Annotated in this window: 15 protein-coding genes; 8 read left to right on the plus strand and 7 right to left on the minus strand. The window is 71.1% G+C overall.

The annotated features are described in order from the left end of the window. From C5708_RS07205 to C5708_RS07215, 3 genes are all read left to right on the plus strand, one after another. A complete protein-coding gene (locus C5708_RS07205; protein ID WP_242919371.1) occupies nt 1-1,206 on the plus strand; it encodes an acetyl-CoA C-acetyltransferase in 1,206 nt (401 codons plus the stop codon). A 174-nt stretch (nt 1,207-1,380) separates the two neighbouring features. Further along, the gene (locus C5708_RS07210) at nt 1,381-3,579 is read left to right on the plus strand and encodes a 3-hydroxyacyl-CoA dehydrogenase NAD-binding domain-containing protein (RefSeq protein ID WP_242919372.1); all 2,199 of its coding nucleotides are present in this window, start codon (nt 1,381-1,383) and stop codon (nt 3,577-3,579) included. A gap of 144 nt (nt 3,580-3,723) precedes the next feature. Further along, nucleotides 3,724-5,463 (plus strand): ATP-binding protein, encoded by a 1,740-nt coding sequence (locus tag C5708_RS07215; RefSeq protein ID WP_242919374.1) that lies wholly within the window; start codon nt 3,724-3,726, stop codon nt 5,461-5,463. A gap of 3 nt (nt 5,464-5,466) precedes the next feature. On the opposite strand, the gene vsr is transcribed toward C5708_RS07215, so the two are convergent. From vsr to C5708_RS07230, 3 genes are all read right to left on the minus strand, one after another. Further along, a complete protein-coding gene (gene vsr, locus C5708_RS07220) occupies nt 5,467-5,883 on the minus strand; it encodes a DNA mismatch endonuclease Vsr (RefSeq protein WP_242919376.1) in 417 nt (138 codons plus the stop codon). Between the two features lie 12 nt (nt 5,884-5,895). Continuing rightward, nucleotides 5,896-6,888, minus strand: a complete 993-nt coding sequence (cysK, locus tag C5708_RS07225) for a cysteine synthase A (protein ID WP_242919378.1) — start codon at nt 6,886-6,888, stop codon at nt 5,896-5,898. A gap of 85 nt (nt 6,889-6,973) precedes the next feature. Continuing rightward, nucleotides 6,974-8,098, minus strand: a complete 1,125-nt coding sequence (locus tag C5708_RS07230) for a DNA cytosine methyltransferase (RefSeq protein ID WP_242919380.1) — start codon at nt 8,096-8,098, stop codon at nt 6,974-6,976. 149 nt (nt 8,099-8,247) lie between these two features. Between C5708_RS07230 and C5708_RS07235 the strand changes: the two genes are divergently transcribed. The 3 genes from C5708_RS07235 (at nt 8,248) to C5708_RS07245 (ending at nt 10,316) form a co-directional block, all read left to right on the plus strand. Then, nucleotides 8,248-8,919, plus strand: a complete 672-nt coding sequence (locus C5708_RS07235; protein WP_242919382.1) for a hypothetical protein — start codon at nt 8,248-8,250, stop codon at nt 8,917-8,919. A 35-nt stretch (nt 8,920-8,954) separates the two neighbouring features. Continuing rightward, nucleotides 8,955-9,758 (plus strand): LytTR family DNA-binding domain-containing protein, encoded by an 804-nt coding sequence (locus C5708_RS07240; RefSeq protein ID WP_242919384.1) that lies wholly within the window; start codon nt 8,955-8,957, stop codon nt 9,756-9,758. A 78-nt stretch (nt 9,759-9,836) separates the two neighbouring features. Further along, the gene (locus C5708_RS07245; protein ID WP_242919386.1) at nt 9,837-10,316 is read left to right on the plus strand and encodes a hypothetical protein; all 480 of its coding nucleotides are present in this window, start codon (nt 9,837-9,839) and stop codon (nt 10,314-10,316) included. A gap of 13 nt (nt 10,317-10,329) precedes the next feature. Here the strand turns inward: C5708_RS07245 and C5708_RS07250 are convergent, their stop codons facing one another. Continuing rightward, nucleotides 10,330-10,467, minus strand: a complete 138-nt coding sequence (locus C5708_RS07250) for a hypothetical protein (protein WP_242919388.1) — start codon at nt 10,465-10,467, stop codon at nt 10,330-10,332. Nucleotides 10,468-10,594: 127 nt separating this feature from the next. Between C5708_RS07250 and C5708_RS07255 the strand changes: the two genes are divergently transcribed. Then, entirely contained in the window at nt 10,595-11,263 is a 669-nt protein-coding gene (locus C5708_RS07255; protein ID WP_242919390.1) for a hypothetical protein, read from the plus strand. A gap of 124 nt (nt 11,264-11,387) precedes the next feature. On the opposite strand, the gene C5708_RS07260 is transcribed toward C5708_RS07255, so the two are convergent. Continuing rightward, nucleotides 11,388-12,575 carry an acetyl-CoA C-acyltransferase gene (locus tag C5708_RS07260; protein ID WP_242919392.1) on the minus strand — a complete coding sequence of 396 codons (1,188 nt, stop codon included), beginning with the start codon at nt 12,573-12,575 and terminating at the stop codon, nt 11,388-11,390. Between the two features lie 155 nt (nt 12,576-12,730). Between C5708_RS07260 and C5708_RS07265 the strand changes: the two genes are divergently transcribed. After that, nucleotides 12,731-14,470, plus strand: coding sequence for an amidohydrolase family protein (locus C5708_RS07265; RefSeq protein ID WP_242919394.1), 1,740 nt, complete (start codon nt 12,731-12,733; stop codon nt 14,468-14,470). A 15-nt stretch (nt 14,471-14,485) separates the two neighbouring features. Here the strand turns inward: C5708_RS07265 and C5708_RS07270 are convergent, their stop codons facing one another. Continuing rightward, nucleotides 14,486-14,908, minus strand: a complete 423-nt coding sequence (locus C5708_RS07270; RefSeq protein ID WP_242919396.1) for a hypothetical protein — start codon at nt 14,906-14,908, stop codon at nt 14,486-14,488. 31 nt (nt 14,909-14,939) lie between these two features. Further along, nucleotides 14,940-15,374, minus strand: a complete 435-nt coding sequence (locus C5708_RS07275; protein ID WP_242919398.1) for a DUF1330 domain-containing protein — start codon at nt 15,372-15,374, stop codon at nt 14,940-14,942. Between the last annotated feature and the right edge of the window lie 9 nt (nt 15,375-15,383).

A 15,383-nucleotide genomic window follows, 5' to 3' on the forward strand; every position in this document is an offset into this window, starting at 1 on the left:
ATGGCTGACGCCTATATCTTCGACGCCGTGCGCACGCCGCGCGGCAAGGGCAAGAAGGACGGCTCTCTGCACGAGATCACCGCCCTGTCCCTGGCCACCCAGGTGCTGGAAGCCCTGCGCGACCGCAACGGCCTCGACACCTCCAAGGTCGACGACGTCGTGCTGGGCTGCGTCGCTCCGGTGGGCGAGCAGGGCTCGGACATCGCCCGCACCGCCGTGCTGACCGCCGACTACGCCCAGAGCGTCGCCGGCGTGCAGATCAACCGCTTCTGCGCCTCGGGCCTGGAGGCCTGCAACATGGCCGCCGCCAAGGTGATGGCCGGCGAGGCCGACCTGGCCATCGGCGGCGGCGTCGAGAGCATGAGCCGCGTGCCGATGGGCTCGGACGGCGGCGCCTGGCCGACCGACCCCACCAGCGCCTTCAAGACCTATTTCGCGCCCCAGGGCGTCAGCGCCGACCTGATCGCCACCCTCTACGGCTTCAGCCGCGACGACGTCGACGCCTATGCGGTGGAGAGCCAGACCCGCGCCGCCCGCTCCTGGGCCGAGGGCCGCTTCAAGAAGTCGGTGGTGCCGGTCAAGGACCAGCTGGGCCTGACCCTGCTGGACCATGACGAGACCGTGCGCGCCCAGACCACCATGCAGACCCTGGCCTCGCTGTCGCCGTCGTTCACCATGCCGGGCGAGATGGCCTTCGACGCCGTCGTCACCCAGCGCTATCCGCAGGTGGAGAAGGTCAACCACGTCCACCACGCCGGCAACTCCTCGGGCATCGTCGACGGCGCCGCCGGCGTGCTGATCGGCACCAAGGCGATGGGCGAGGCCCTCGGCCTCAAGGCCCGGGCGCGGATCAAGGCCATGGCCTCGATCGGCTCGGAGCCGTCGATCATGCTGACCGGTCCGGAATTCGTCAGCCGCAAGGCGCTGCAGCGGGCCGGCATGTCGGTCGGCGACATCGACCTCTACGAGCTGAACGAGGCCTTCGCCGCGGTGGTGCTGCGCTACATGCAGGCGCTGGACCTCGACCACGCCAAGGTCAACGTCAACGGCGGGGCCATCGCCATGGGCCACCCCCTGGGCGCCACCGGGGCGATGATCCTGGGCACCATGGTCGACGAGCTGGAGCGCTCCGACAAGCAGACCGCCCTGATCAACCTGTGCGTCGGCGCCGGCATGGGCACGGCGACGATCATCGAACGCGTCTGAGACCGATGGCGTAACCCCTCATCCTTCCACGCCGCCGACGCGGCGCGGGCCCTTTCTTCTCCCTCGAGGGAGAAGGCCGGCTCCATCCCCTCTCCCGCCGGGAGAGGGCGGTGCCCGGCCCGCGGGGACGGGAGGGTGAGGGATTACGGCCGCCAAAACTTGAGGAACTGAACCATGGAAAACTTCAAGATCGACGTCGACGCCGACGGCGTCGCCCTCGTCACCTTCGACGTGCCGGGCCGGACGATGAACACCCTGACCGCCTCGGTGATCCGCGAGGTCGGCGAGGTGGTCGAGCGCATCAAGACCGACGCCGCCATCAAGGGCGCGGTGATCACCTCGGGCAAGACCACCGGCTTCTGCGCCGGCGCCGACCTCGGCGAGCTGGGCGCCCAGGCTCCCGGCGGGGCGGGCGGTTCCAAGGAAGACGCCCTGCGCGCCACCTTCGACGCGGCCTTCGCCCTCAACAAGGCGTTCCGCGCCCTGGAGACCTGCGGCAAGCCGGTCGCCGCGGCGATCAACGGCCTCGCCCTCGGCGGCGGCCTGGAGATCACCCTGGCCTGCCACTACCGCGTCGTCGCCGACGCGCCCAAGGTCCAGCTCGGCCTGCCCGAAGCCAAGGTCGGCCTGCTGCCGGGCGCCGGCGGCACCCAGCGCCTGCCGCGCCTGATGGGGGTGATGGCCGCCGCGCCGTACCTGCTGGAAGGCAAGTCGATGAAGCCGGCCGAGGCCCTGGCCGCCAAGGTCGTGCACGAGGTCGTCGCCCCCGATCAGGTGGTCGAGGCCGCCAAGACCTGGGTCAAGACCAAGGGCGACCCGGTCGCGCCCTGGGACAAGAAGGACTTCAAGATCCCCGGCGGCGGTCCCTACACCCCGGGCGGCGCCCAGGTGTTCATCATGGGCAACGCCATGCTGCGCAAGCAGACCTATGGCAACTATCCGGCCCAGATGAACATCCTCAAGGCCGTCTACGAGGGCCTGCAGGTGCCGATCGACGCCGCCCTGCGCATCGAGAGCCGCTACTTCGTCAAGACCATGTCCTCGCCCCAGGCCAAGGGCATGATCCGCACCCTGTTCCTGTCGATGCAGGAACTGGGCAAGGGCTCGGGCCGCCCGGCCGGCGTGCCGCATTACGACGTCAAGAAGGTCGCCGTCATCGGCGCCGGCATGATGGGCGCGGGCATCGCCTATGTTCAGGCCATGGCCGGGGTCGAGACCATCCTGATCGACACCACCCAGGAAGCCGCCGACAAGGGCAAGGGCTACGCTCAAGGGTTGGTCGACAAGGCCGTCAAGCGCGGCAAGATGACCGCCGAAAAGGGCGCCGCCATCCTGGCCCTGATCCATCCGACTGCGGACTATGACCAGGTCAAGGGTTCGGACCTGGTGATCGAGGCGGTGTTCGAGAACCGCGACATCAAGGCCGAAGTGACCAAGAAGGCCGAGGCGCAGCTGGCCGAGACCGCCGTGTTCGGCTCCAACACCTCGACCCTGCCGATCACCGGCCTGGCCAAGGCCAGCGTCCGCCCGGCCAACTTCATCGGCATCCACTTCTTCTCGCCAGTGGACAAGATGGGCCTGGTCGAGATCATTCTCGGCAAGGAGACCAGCCCCGAGACCCTGGCCAAGTCGATCGACTACGTCCTGAAGATCAAGAAGACGCCGATCGTGGTCAACGACAGCCGCGGCTTCTACACCAGCCGCTGCTTCGGCACCTTCGTTCAGGAAGGCCTGGAGATGCTGGCCGAGGGCATCGCCCCCGCCATCATCGACAATGTCGGCCGCGCCACCGGCATGCCCCGCGGGCCGCTGGAGATGAACGACGACGTCGCTCTCGACCTCTCCTACAAGATCACCGAGCAGACCAAGAAGGACCTCGGCGACAAGTACGAGGAGCGGCCGTTCTCGCCGGTGGTCGAGAAGATGGTCGTCGAGCTCGGCCGCCTGGGCCGCAAGAACGGCAAGGGCTTCTACGACTACCCGACCGACGGGGGCGCCAAGCGCCTGTGGCCGGGCCTGTCGGAGCTGGTCCCGGTCAAGACCGCCGACGCCGACCAGGCGCTGATCGAGGAGATCCGCACCCGCCTGCTCTATCGCCAGGCGGTCGAGGCGGCGCGCTGTTTCGAGGAGAACGTGGTCACCGACCCGCGCGAGGCCGATGTCGGCGCCATCCTGGGCTGGGGCTTCGCGCCCTGGACCGGCGGCCCGATCAGCCTGATCGACGGCGTCGGCGCGGCCCGGTTCGTCGAGACCTGCGACCAGCTGGCCCAGAAGTACGGCGCCCGCTTCAGCCCGCCGCAGATCCTGCGCGACATGGCCGCCAAGGGCGAAAGCTTCTACGGCCGCTTCGCCGCCAAGGCCAAGGCGGCCTAGGGCCCGCCCGCAGCCTGCAACCATCGGGGCCCGGTGTTCGCGCACCGGGCCCTTTTTTCTTGTCCTGCGCGAAATCGCGTACGCTTTCACGTCATCTTAGGGGCTTTCGGAGCAAGGCACGGTGGCGAAGACCTAGGCCCGGCGATGAAATCCACCTTTGACGATCGGTATCGCGAACTGCTCGGCGCCGTAGAAGCGCGCCGCAAGCACCTGCCGATCCGTCTGGTCACCACGGCCTTCGGCTCTCTGGTCATCTCGCTGCTGCTCGACAGCGCCTGGATCTGGGGCTGGGCGGCGGTCTACGCCCTGGCCCAGAGCGCTGAGGGCGTGCTGTTCCGCCCGAGCGGCCTGGCCAAGTGGCGGGCGCCGGCCCGCTGGCGGATGGCGGCCATCTGCTACATCCTCTTCATCCAGGCCACCATCGGCGCGGCGGTCGCCCTGCCGCTGTGGATGGCCGACAGCCGCTACGGCCCGGCCATCGCCGTCTATCTTCTGGCCGGGGCCGGGCTGAACCTCATCGTCATCAGCGGCGGCTCGCGCCTGGCTTTCCTGGTCTCGACCACGCCCTATTCGGCTTGCTCGCTGCTGGTGATCTTCGCCGACCCCGGCCTGCCGAACACCCTGCGCCCCCTGGCCCTGGTGGTGGCGGCCGGCCTGGTGTTCAACTGCTACTTCACCTGGCGGATGTCGGCGCGGGCCCTGCAGAAGGAGCAGGCCGCCGCCGCCCAGGCCGAGGCCGCCACCGCCGCCAAGTCGGCCTTCGTGGCCATGGTCAGCCACGAGCTGCGCACGCCGATCACCGCCATGCTGGCCGGCGCCGCCGCCCTGGAGCGCGAGGCGGCCGACCCGCAGGGCCGCGCCAACGCCGCCCTGATCCTCGAAGCAGGCGCGATGATGCGCACCCTGCTCGACGACCTGCTGGACCTGGCCAAGCTCGAGGCCGGCCGCATGACGGCCGAGGCCATCGCCTACGACCAGCGCGCCCTGGTCTGCCAGGCGGTGCGATTCTGGTCGGTCGAGGCCGGCAAGAAAGGCCTCAAGCTGCGGCTGGAGGGCGCGGCCCGCCTGCCGCGCTGGGTCGAGGGCGACCCGACCCGGCTGCGCCAGATCCTTAACAACCTGTTCTCCAACGCCATCAAGTTCACCGAGACCGGTTCGGTCACCCTGACCCTGTCGACCCAGGACGGGCAGGTCCGCTGCCAGGTGCGCGACACCGGCCCGGGCCTCGACGACGACCAGATGGCGCGGCTGTTCACGCCGTTCGACCAGAGCGACGCCAGCATCGCCCGCACCCACGGCGGCACCGGCCTGGGTCTGGCCATCAGCCGCCAGCTCGCCCGGCTGATGGGCGGCGATCTGGTCGCCTCCAGCACGCCGGGCTCTGGGGCCAGCTTCCTGCTGTCGCTGCCGCTGCGGCCGGCCGCCGCCCCGGCGGTCGAGGCCGAGGCGGAGCCTGCCGCCGCGCCGCCGCCCGCCCGGGCCCGGCTGCGCATCCTCGTCGTCGACGACCACGCCATCAACCGCCGGGCCCTCGGCCTGATCCTGTCGCCGCTGGAGGCCGAGCTGGTCGAGGCCGAGACTGGGGCCGACGCCCTGGAGGCGCTGGCCGGCCAACCGTTCGATCTGGTGCTGATGGACCTCAACATGCCCGGCCTGGACGGACGCGAGGCCACGCGGCGGCTGCGCGCGCGGGGCGGCCTGAACCAGTCCGTTCCGGTGGTCGCGGTCACCGCCTCGGCGGCCGAACGGGAACTCGGCGATTGCCTGGCGGCCGGCATGAACGGCCATGTGGTCAAGCCGATCGACGCCCAGCAGCTCTACGCCGTCATGGAGGCGGTGCTGGCGCCGGCGGCGGCCGACGGCCAGGGCGCCGCGGCCGCCTGATCCTCAGGGGGGCGGGGCCAGCAGGGCGCGCAGGCGCGTCTCCAGCGCCGCGGCGTCCTTCAGTTCGCATTCCCACAGCACCGCCGCCCGCCAGCCGGCCTCGCCCAGGGCGGCCAGGGCCGCCGCGTCGCGGGCGCGGTTGCGGCCGATCTTGGCCAGCCAGTAGTCCTGATTGGCCTTAGGGACACGGGCGCCGCGCGGGCAATCGTGGCCATGCCAGAAACAGCCGTGCACGAAGATGGCCAGCCGCCGCCCCGGCAACACCACGTCCGGCGATCCGGGCAGGTCGCGCCGGTGCAGGCGAAAGCGCGCGCCGAGCCGCCACAGGGCCCGCCGCACCACCAGCTCGGGCGAGGTGTCGCGTCCCTTGACCCGGCGCATCACCGCCGAACGCTTTTCCGGCGTGAAGACGTCGCTCACGCCGGCCGGACCTCAGAGCCCTTCGAACAGCGCCGTCGACAGGTAGCGTTCGGCGAAGCTGGGGATCACCGCCACCACCAGCTTGCCGGCGTAGGAGTCGCGCCCGGCCAGCTCGAAGGCGGCGGTCAGGGCCGCGCCGGACGAGATGCCGACAGGCAGCCCCTCGATGCGGGCCGCCTTGCGGGCCATGGCGAAGCTGTCGTCGTTGCTGACCTGGATCACCTCGTCAATGACGCCGCGGTCGAGGATGGCCGGCACGAAGCCGGCGCCGATGCCCTGAATCTTGTGCGGGCCGGGCGCGCCGCCGGACAGCACGGCCGAGTCCGTCGGCTCGACGGCGACCATCTGCACCGACGGCTTGCGCGCCTTCAGCACCTGGCCGACGCCGGTGATGGTGCCGCCGGTGCCGACGCCCGAGACCACGGCGTCGACGCGGCCCTCGGTGTCGTTCCAGATCTCCTCGGCGGTGGAGACGCGGTGGATCAGCGGGTTGGCGCCGTTCTCGAACTGCTGGGGCATCACCGAGCCGGGAATCTCCTCCAGCAGCTCCTGGGCGCGGGCGACGGCGCCGCGCATGCCCTTCTCGGCCGGGGTCAGCTCCAGCGTCGCGCCCAGCAGCACCAGCATCTTGCGGCGCTCGATCGACATGCTCTCGGGCATGACCAGGATCAGCTTGTAGCCCTTGGCGGCGGCGACGAAGGCCAGGGCGATGCCGGTGTTGCCGCTGGTCGGCTCGACGATGGTCGCGCCTTCCGTGAGCAGGCCCTTGGCCTCCAGCGCCTCGATCATCGCCACGCCGATGCGGTCCTTGACGCTGGACAGCGGGTTGAAGAATTCGAGCTTGGCGACCACCTCGCCCTTGGGCTTCAGCTCGGCCGACAGGCGCGGCAGGCGCACCAGCGGCGTGTCGCCGATCAGGTCGAGCACCGAATCGAAGATCTTGCCGCGGCCTTGGCGCTGGTAGCGGGCGGCGTCGTAGTTGGCTGCGGATTTGGCGTCGGCCATGATGCTTCTCTTCAGCGAGGACCCTTCGGCCCCCAGTCTAGGCGAGGCGGCGGGGCTTTGTCTGCCCGCAAGCTAGGGATTGGCGCTATTCGGCCGCCGCCGCCGGGACGGCGTCGCGCAGCAGCGGCTCCAGCACCTGTTCGGCCAGGAAGCGGACGGCGGGAACGGCGACGCCGTCGCCGACCAGTTGCAGCGCCGCCGTCGTCCGCGCCGGCAGGCGGTAGGTCTCCGGCAGGCCCATCATGCGCGCGCCCTCGCGGCCGCTGAGCAGGCGGGTGCGCACCCGGTCGCCCTCGACCACCACCACGGTCTGGCGCGAGGAGCCGCCGCGCGGCGTGCGCAGGCAGCCGGCCAGGCCGTCGAAACGAACCTCCGCCCGCTGAACGCCGCCCCGGGTGCGGCGGAAGAGGGCGCCGGCGACGCGTTCGCCGCGCGCGGCGGCGGCGGCCAGCTTGCCCCGGTGCGCCTCGTTCATCAGCGACAGCAGCCGTTCGGTCTGGTCCGGGGAATGCCAGTCGGCCGCGGCGTCGTCGTCGAGCACGGCGGCCAGGTCGCGGTTGGGGCGGGCAGGGGTCCCGGTGCGCCACCAGACCCAGCCGGCCTTCAGGGCGGCGGGCAGCCGCTCGAACGCCTCGCGCACGGCGCGGGTGTGGAACGGCGAGACCCCGACCCGGTCCGCCGCCGGCGCGCCCAACGCGGCGACGACGAACACCCGCGGCCGCGACTGCGGCAGGAAGGCGGCGGCGTCGATCTCCAGCGCCCCGACCCGATAGCCCCGCCCGGCCAGGGCGGCGACCAGGGCGGTGAAATCGGCGCCGCCGTGCGAGGTGAGCAGGCCGACGACGTTCTCGATGACGATCAGGTGCGGCGCGCGGCCCTGGCCGTCCAGCGCCTCCATCAGCCGCCAGAATCCCCAGAACGCCGAGGACTTGCCGCCGCCCAGGCCGGCGCGGCCGCCGGCCAGGCTGAAGTCCTGGCAGGGGCTGGAGGCCCAGGCCAGGTCCGCCCGGCCGGGCAGGTCGGCGGCGGTCAATGCGCCGACGTCGCCGACCGCCAGATCGTCGCCGCCCCAGTTCTGGCGATAGGCGGCCGCCTTGGCGGCGTCGAAGTCGTTGGCGAACGCGCAGGCCCAGTCCGCTCCCAGCCCGGCGCGGGCCATGCCGCCGCCGGCGAAGAACTCATAGAAGGCGAAGGGCGGCTGGCGACTCATCTTGGCGCGGGATTCTAGAGCGTTTCGCGCCCGAGCGGGGAGGGGCGAACGGCGTCGGCGCCGACCAGGGGCCGCGCCTGGTCCCAGCCCGCCGCCGCCGGACCCAATCCGCTGGCGCGGCGGTCGCCGATGCGGCGAGGCTCGCCGCCATGACCGCGCTCTTCCATCCCATACTGATGTCGCACATCGGCTGCGGCCTGCTGGCGGTCGCCGTCGGGCTCGCGCCGATCCTGACGCGCAAGGGCTCGCGCCCGCACCGGCTGGCCGGCCGCCTGTTCGTCGGGCTGACGGGGGCGCTGCTGGTCGCCGCCTGGCTGATGACGGCGCTGCGTTTCAACGCCTATTTCGCCGCCCTGTCGGCGACGGCGACGATCACGCTGTTCTCGGGCGTGCGGGTCCTGCGGCGCAAGCGGCCGGACCTCGATCCGCGCCAGCGGGCGGCCGCGATCGACTGGGCCGCCGCCCTGGCCGTCGTCGGGGTCGGCGCCTGGGTGCTGGTCCTGCTGCTGACCGGCCGCGCCGCCGGCCCGAGGGCGACGACCATCGCCCTGGTCTACGCCGCGTTCCTCTATGGCGGTTGGGATCTCTGGCGGTTCTGGCGGCCGGCCGCCTGGCCGTTCTCGCCGGACCTCTGGACCTACGAGCATCTTGTGAAGATGCTGAGCGCCTATGGCGCGGTGGTCAGCGCCTTCTCCGGCAATTTCCTCACCGTCCTGCCGACCCCATGGAGCCAGCTCTGGCCGACCCTGTTGATCCAACCGATGGCCGTGATCTGGGTGGCGATGCTGGCCGCCCGTCGCCGGGCCTCGTCGCCGGCCTGAAGGGCGTACTGAAGACCGCGCCCACGGCCGCCTGGGTGTGGGCGTTCACCGGCTACAGCTGGCTGGCGACCACCCTGTGCGCCGCCTGGTTCGCCCGGCGGTCGGCGGCCGGCCGCGGCGCGCCCGTCGACGTCGCGGCCTCGCTGCTCTGGCAGGGGGCCATCTACGCCGCCTGGCTGCCGGCGGCGGGGATCGTCTGGCTGGCGCTGCGCCGGTTCGGGGCCGGCGCGCGGGGCGTGGCGGCGGCGTTGGCGGCGGGCCTCGTCGTCATGCCGGCCGAGGCGGTGGTCGCCAGCCTGATCGACCGGGCCTTCGCCGGCGGCGGCGACCTCGCCGGCCGAATACTCGCCCGCATGCCGGTGTGCGCCCTGCTCTACACCGCGATCCTGGCCGTGGGCCTCGCCGCCGTCCACCATCGCCGGGCGGCCGAGGCGCGGGCCCGCAACGCCCTCCTGGAGACGGCCTTGGCCGAGGCGCGGACCGCCCAGGCCTCGCCCGGGCCGGAGCGCCAGCCCGAGCGTCTGATGGTGACGGCCGGCGCGCGCCGCGTCCCGGTCGAGGTCGCGGCGGTGGAGGCTTTCGAGGCCGCCGGCAACTATGTCGTGGCGCGCTGGGACGGGCGCGAGGGCTTGCTGCGCGCCACCTTGCAGGGACTGGAGGCGGAGCTCGACCCGCGCCGCTTCGCCCGCGTCCACCGCTCGGCCCTGGTCAATCTCGCCCGCGTCCGCGAGGCCCGGCCGCTGTCGGACGGCTCCTGGCGGCTGCTCCTGGAGAGCGGCGCCGAGGTGGTGACCAGCCGCACCTATCGCGACGACGTCCTCAAGCGCCTCGGGCGGTAGAGCGGCGGGGCGTCTTTTTCGTCGAGGCGGGCGCGGGCGGCGGCTAGACTTGCAGCCTTCGCCGTAACGGAGCCCCGCATGCGTCCCGCCGCCGCCCTCGTCGTCCTGGTCCTCGCCGGCGCCGTGCTGGCCGGCTGCGGGCGCCGGCCCGCCGATTCCCAGGAAGGGCCGCTGACCCCGCCGGCCGACGCGCCCGCGCCCAAGGCCGGAAACAGCGTCCCGACGGCGGCGGATTTCTCGGGGGATCTCAACGCCCTGGGGGCCGAACCGTTCTGGGCGGTGAAGGTGCGGGCCGGCGGCCTGACGCTCAGCCGGCCGGGCAAGCCCGACCTCGACCTGCCCAATGGCGGTGCGGCGCTGAAGGACGGCGGCGCGGTGTGGACATTGGACAAGCCTGCGGCGACGCTGACCCTTCGCTTGGCGGACTGCTCGGACGGCATGTCCGACCGTCGCTATCCGTTCAAGGCCGAGCTTACCCTGGAAGGCCGCACGCTGTCGGGCTGCGCCACCCACGCCTCCGCCATGACGAACGAAGCCGCACGAGGCGCCCGCCCGTGACGGCGTCGCCAGGTCAGGTGTTCGAGCCGGCCTGAGCGACCTCGCCCAGGTCCATCAAGGTGGAGCGCTTGATCAGGTGCGGCGCGGGCGCCAGCGCGCCGGCCAGCAGGCCGATCGCCAGCGCCAGTCCGATAAGAAATCTCGTAGCCATTGTCGAAGATCCATCAACCGCTACTGATGTAGTTGCAGTTTGGTGTGTTTCAATGACGCGAACGCGGATTGGCGCGCTGTTCAGCCCATGGCTGATCTCTGCAACCCATTCGTGATATCGGCTTGTTATGAGCCGTACAGCCGTAGCCACCCTCTGGCGCTTCGCCCGTCAGGACATGTTCTCAGACGACTTCGAAGCGTGGCTCTACGCTCAGGAGGACCTAGAGGAAGATTTGGGAGAGGAACTCTACATCGAGCTCATATCGTTCGACTATCGCAACCAGAGTGAACTGTTCGTCATCCGCGAGAAGCTCGCGATGGCTCTTCGCCCCTCGCTGAAATGTGAATGTGTCACGTTGCCGGATTTGGCGGTGGTGCCGATGGGATTCGACGGGCTTGACGACAGAGTCTTCGCGACCCTCGAAAGGGTCTGCGATCACGGCCCCCCGCAATGGTGGCTCCACCTTTTTAGGTGCGCGACCTGCGGGCAGAACTGGGTGGTCGCCCAAGAAGAGCGCATTTTCGACGATTATTTCTTCAGACGGTTGCAACAGTCGACGGCCGACAAAATAGTAGCTGAATGCAGCTGGCCCTCGGACTTCATCACGTACGAGCGCGTGCTGAAGGTCGGTCAGGCGCTGAGCAAGCCCTTTAGGTTTACCGATCCCCTGTCACTGTCTTTAGTCTGGACGGCGCAGGATTTGCGAAGAGAACGACCGGACATAACAACCGAAGAGATCGCCGACCTGATGGGGATCAGTTCTTCACAGGTCGATCGTCTCCTCTCGGTCGGTTAACCTTGCCCGGTAGAACCCTAACGCCGCTAGGGTTGAGCACCACCGAAACAAAAACGCCGCCCGGCGGACCGGGCGGCGTCGTTAAGCCAACCGGCCGTCGGGCGGCCGGTCCTCAGGATTTGGCTCAGAGGACCTCGAACAGGCCCGCCGCGCCCATGCCGCCGCCGATGCACATGGTCACCACCACATGCTTGGCCTTGCGGCGCTTGCCTTCCAGCAGCACGTGGCCCGTGCAGCGGGCGCCGGTCATGCCGTAGGGGTGGCCGATGGCGATCGAGCCGCCGTTGACGTTGAACTTCTCCGGGTCGATGCCCAGGCGGTCGCGGCTGTAGAGGCATTGCGAGGCGAAGGCCTCGTTCAACTCCCAAAGGTCGATGTCCTCGACCTTGAGGCCATGACGCTCGAGCAGGCGCGGCACGGCGAACACCGGGCCGATGCCCATCTCGTCGGGGGCGCAGCCGGCGACGGCGAAGCCCTTGAACACGCCCAGCGGCTCGAGGCCGCGCTTCTCGGCCTCCTTGCCTTCCATCACCACCACGGCGGCGGCGCCGTCCGACAGCTGCGAGGCGTTGCCGGCGGTGACGAACTTGCCCGGGCCCTTGACCGGCTGCAGGCCGGCCAGGCCTTCCAGGGTGGTGTCGGGGCGGTTGCACTCGTCGCGGTCGACCACGTAGTCGACGATCGATTCCTGGCCGGTCGCCTTGTCGACCTTCTTCATCTGGGTCTGCATCGGGACGATCTCGTCCTTGAACAGGCCGGCGGCCTGGGCGGCGGCGATGCGCTGCTGGCTGCGCAGGGCGTATTCGTCCTGGTATTCGCGGCTGACGCCATAGCGCTCGGCGACGATGTCGGCGGTGTCGATCATCGGCATCCACAGGTCCGGCCGGATCTTCATCAGCTTCTCTTCGGTGAAGCGGAAGGTGTTCATGTGGCCGCCCATCTGCACCAGCGAGATCGACTCGACCCCGCCGCCGACGGCGACGGCCGCGCCTTCGTTCTTCACGTAGTGCGAGGCCGAGGCGATGGCCTGCAGGCCCGACGAGCAGAAGCGGTTGATGGTGGTCCCGGCGGTGGTGATCGGCAGGCCGGCCCAGATGGCGGCGTTGCGGGCGACGTTGTGGCCGGTGGCGCCTTCGGGGCCGCCGCAGCCCAGCACCACGTCCTCGACCTCGGCCGCGTCGATCTTGGCGCGGGCGACGGCGTGCTGGATGGCGTGGCCGGCCATGGCCGCCCCGTGGGTGTTGTTGAACCCGCCGCGGCCGGACTTGGCCAGGCCCGTCCGAGCGTAGGAGACGATGACCGCTTCACGCATAGGCGTTGTTTCCTCAAACGGTAGTTTGAAATTGGACCGGCACCCTAAGCCAGACTTCTCCACCGCGCCAGTTGCCGCGAACGTAAAGGGCTTGACCGTTTTCGGGCGGCGGGCGCACGCTGATTATCAACGATAAGATAGACGGGAGGCGGCCGGTGGAACGGGCCTATGATCTGGTGATCCGGGGCGGCCTGCTGGTGGACGGAAGCGGCGGCCCGGCGCGGGAGGCCGACGTCGCCGTCCGGAACGGGCGCATCGCCGCCGTGGGCCGGATCGCCGGCTTCGGCGTCGAGGAGATCGACGCCCGCGGCCTGGTCGTCACGCCGGGTTTCGTCGACATCCACACCCACTATGACGGCCAGGCGACCTGGGACGCGCGCATGCAGCCTTCGTCCTGGCATGGCGTCACCACCGTGGTCACCGGCAATTGCGGGGTCGGCTTCGCCCCCTGCGCGCCCAAGGACCGCGACCGGCTGGTGCGGCTGATGGAGGGGGTCGAGGACATCCCCTTCCCGGTGCTGACCGAGGGCCTGCCCTGGGGGTGGGAGAGCTTTCCCGACTATCTGGGCGCCCTGGAGGCGCGGGCCTTCGACGTCGACATCGGGACCCAGCTGCCGCACGCGGCCCTGCGGGTGTTCGTCATGGGCGAGCGCGGCGTCGACCGGGAGCCGGCGACCGAAGCCGACATCGCGGCCATGGCCGCAATCGCCCGCGGGGCGGTCGAGGCCGGGGCCCTGGGCTTTTCGACCTCGCGCACGCTCAACCACCGCGCCAGCGACGGCCGGCCGACCCCGACCCTGACCGCCGGCGAGGACGAGCTGACCGGCGTCGCCCTGGGCCTGAAGGCGGCGGGGCGCGGCGTGCTGCAGGCGGTGTCCGACTTCGCCGACCCGGTCGCCGAGTTCGCCATGCTGCGGCGGATCGTCGAGGCCTCGGGCCGGCCGCTGTCCTTCACCCTGGCCCAGAGCGGCCGCGCGCCCGACGGCTGGAAGACGCTGCTGGCCGGGGTCGAGGCCGCCGTCGCCGACGGCCTGCCGATCAAGGCCCAGGTCTGCGGCCGCGCCGTCGGCGTGCTGTTCGGGCTGGAGCTGACCCTCAACCCGTTCAGCGGCCGGCCGACCTATCGCGACATGGCGGGCCTGTCCCTGGCCGAAAAGGCGGCCCGCCTGGGCGACCCGGCCGTCCGCGCCCGGCTGCTGGGCGAGACGGCGGAGCCCGGAACGCCGCTGGCCGGAGCCATGCTCAACGCCTGGGGCGAGATGTACCTGATGGGCGAGCAGCCCGACTACGAGCCGACGCCCGACCTCACCGTGGCGGCCCTGGCGGCGGCCCGGGGCCTGGCGCCCGAGGTCGTCGCCCTCGACCACATGCTCGAACGCGGCGGCCGGGGGATGATCTACCTGCCGTTCCTGAACTACGCCGACGGCTCGCTCGACCCGTCCTTCGCCATGCTCAGCCACGCTCACACCGTTCCCGGTCTCAGCGACGGCGGCGCCCATGTCGGCATGATCTCCGACGGCAGCTTCCCGACCTCGATGCTGACCCATTGGACGCGCGACCGCACGCGCGGGCCCAGGCTGTCCCTGGAGGCGGTGGTCAGGATGCAGGCCGCCGACACCGCCGCCGCCGTCGGCCTGCTCGATCGCGGCCGCGTCGCGGTCGGTCTGCGCGCCGACCTCAACCTGATCGACTACGACAACCTGACCCTGCATGCGCCGCAGGTGGCCTACGACCTGCCGGCCGGCGGGCGACGGCTGATCCAGAAGGCCAGCGGCTACGCCGCCACCATCGTCGCCGGCCAGGTCACCTATCGCGACGGCGAGCCGACCGGGGCCCTGCCCGGACGGCTGGTGCGGGGCGCGCGGGCCGCGCCCAAGACCCTGGCGGCGGAATAGGGGAGCGGCCGCGCGTCAGGCCTTGCCGCCCAGCATGCCGCCGACGCCGGGGATCGAGCGCAGCACCTCGCCCAGCTTGTCCTCGCCGACCTTCTCGACGACGAACTGCTGGGCGATCGGCAGCACCTGTTGCAGGTCGCTCATCTGGACGCCGTCGCGGCCCAGCTTCTGCACCAGGGCCATGGCGTCCGACATCGCCGCCCCGCCCGAGCCGCCGAACCCCTTCATCAGGCCGCCGAGCAGCCCGCCGCCCTGCTGGGCCGGGGCGCCCTCGGCCGCCAAGCCGGCGGCGCCGGGAACGGCGTCGAACAGCTCGGCCACCTTGGCGCCGTCGCCGTGTTTCTGGATCAGCCCGAGCGCCCCCGACAGGGCCGCGCGGACCTGATCCGGGCCCAGGTTCGACCCCGCCGTCACCCGTTCGATCAGTTGCTCGATCATCGTCCGTTCCTTCGCTCCGCGCGTTGCGGCCTCATTCGCCGAAGCCCGCGCCCGGCGTCAACGGCGCCAGGCGGACGAGGCGCGAATCGGCCACCGCCGCCGTGCGGTGCTTGACGTGCTCGCGATAGGCCGGATCGACCACCATGGCCAGGAAGGCGCCGGCGTTGGGATATTCGGCGATGAAGGCCAGGTCCCAGCGCTCGTCCGGCGGCCCGGTGACCACCGTCTCGGGCCGTCCGGCCCAGACCTGCCGCCCGCCCAGCCGGGCGAACAGCGCCGCCGTCTCGCGGCCATAGGCGCGGTAGGCCTCCAGCCCGGTCAGGCCCTGGCCGTGATTGGGATGGTCCGGCGGATAGGCCGCCAGGGGCCGCAGCCGGATCAGGTTGAGCATCTGGATCGGCGTGTCGCGGGGCAGGGCCTTGAAGGCCTCGAACTGCGCGCGTTCGGGATCGACGCATTCGGTCATCGGCGGGCT

Origin of the sequence: Caulobacter sp. CCUG 60055 (assembly GCF_022750545.1) — a bacterium.
Taxonomy (GTDB): Bacteria; Pseudomonadota; Alphaproteobacteria; order Caulobacterales; family Caulobacteraceae; genus PUIC01.

Coding starts and splice junctions, on each gene's coding strand:
- C5708_RS07260 (WP_242919392.1), bottom strand. CDS start 12,575: ATGCGTGAAGCGGTCATCGTCTCCTACGCTCGGACGGGCCTGGCCAAG.
- C5708_RS07235 (WP_242919382.1), top strand. CDS start 8,248: ATGACCGCGCTCTTCCATCCCATACTGATGTCGCACATCGGCTGCGGC.
- C5708_RS07215 (WP_242919374.1), top strand. CDS start 3,724: ATGAAATCCACCTTTGACGATCGGTATCGCGAACTGCTCGGCGCCGTA.
- C5708_RS07230 (WP_242919380.1), bottom strand. CDS start 8,098: ATGAGTCGCCAGCCGCCCTTCGCCTTCTATGAGTTCTTCGCCGGCGGC.
- C5708_RS07250 (WP_242919388.1), bottom strand. CDS start 10,467: ATGGCTACGAGATTTCTTATCGGACTGGCGCTGGCGATCGGCCTGCTG.
- C5708_RS07275 (WP_242919398.1), bottom strand. CDS start 15,374: ATGACCGAATGCGTCGATCCCGAACGCGCGCAGTTCGAGGCCTTCAAG.
- C5708_RS07270 (WP_242919396.1), bottom strand. CDS start 14,908: ATGATCGAGCAACTGATCGAACGGGTGACGGCGGGGTCGAACCTGGGC.
- C5708_RS07210 (WP_242919372.1), top strand. CDS start 1,381: ATGGAAAACTTCAAGATCGACGTCGACGCCGACGGCGTCGCCCTCGTC.
- C5708_RS07255 (WP_242919390.1), top strand. CDS start 10,595: ATGAGCCGTACAGCCGTAGCCACCCTCTGGCGCTTCGCCCGTCAGGAC.
- C5708_RS07205 (WP_242919371.1), top strand. CDS start 1: ATGGCTGACGCCTATATCTTCGACGCCGTGCGCACGCCGCGCGGCAAG.
- C5708_RS07245 (WP_242919386.1), top strand. CDS start 9,837: ATGCGTCCCGCCGCCGCCCTCGTCGTCCTGGTCCTCGCCGGCGCCGTG.
- cysK (WP_242919378.1), bottom strand. CDS start 6,888: ATGGCCGACGCCAAATCCGCAGCCAACTACGACGCCGCCCGCTACCAG.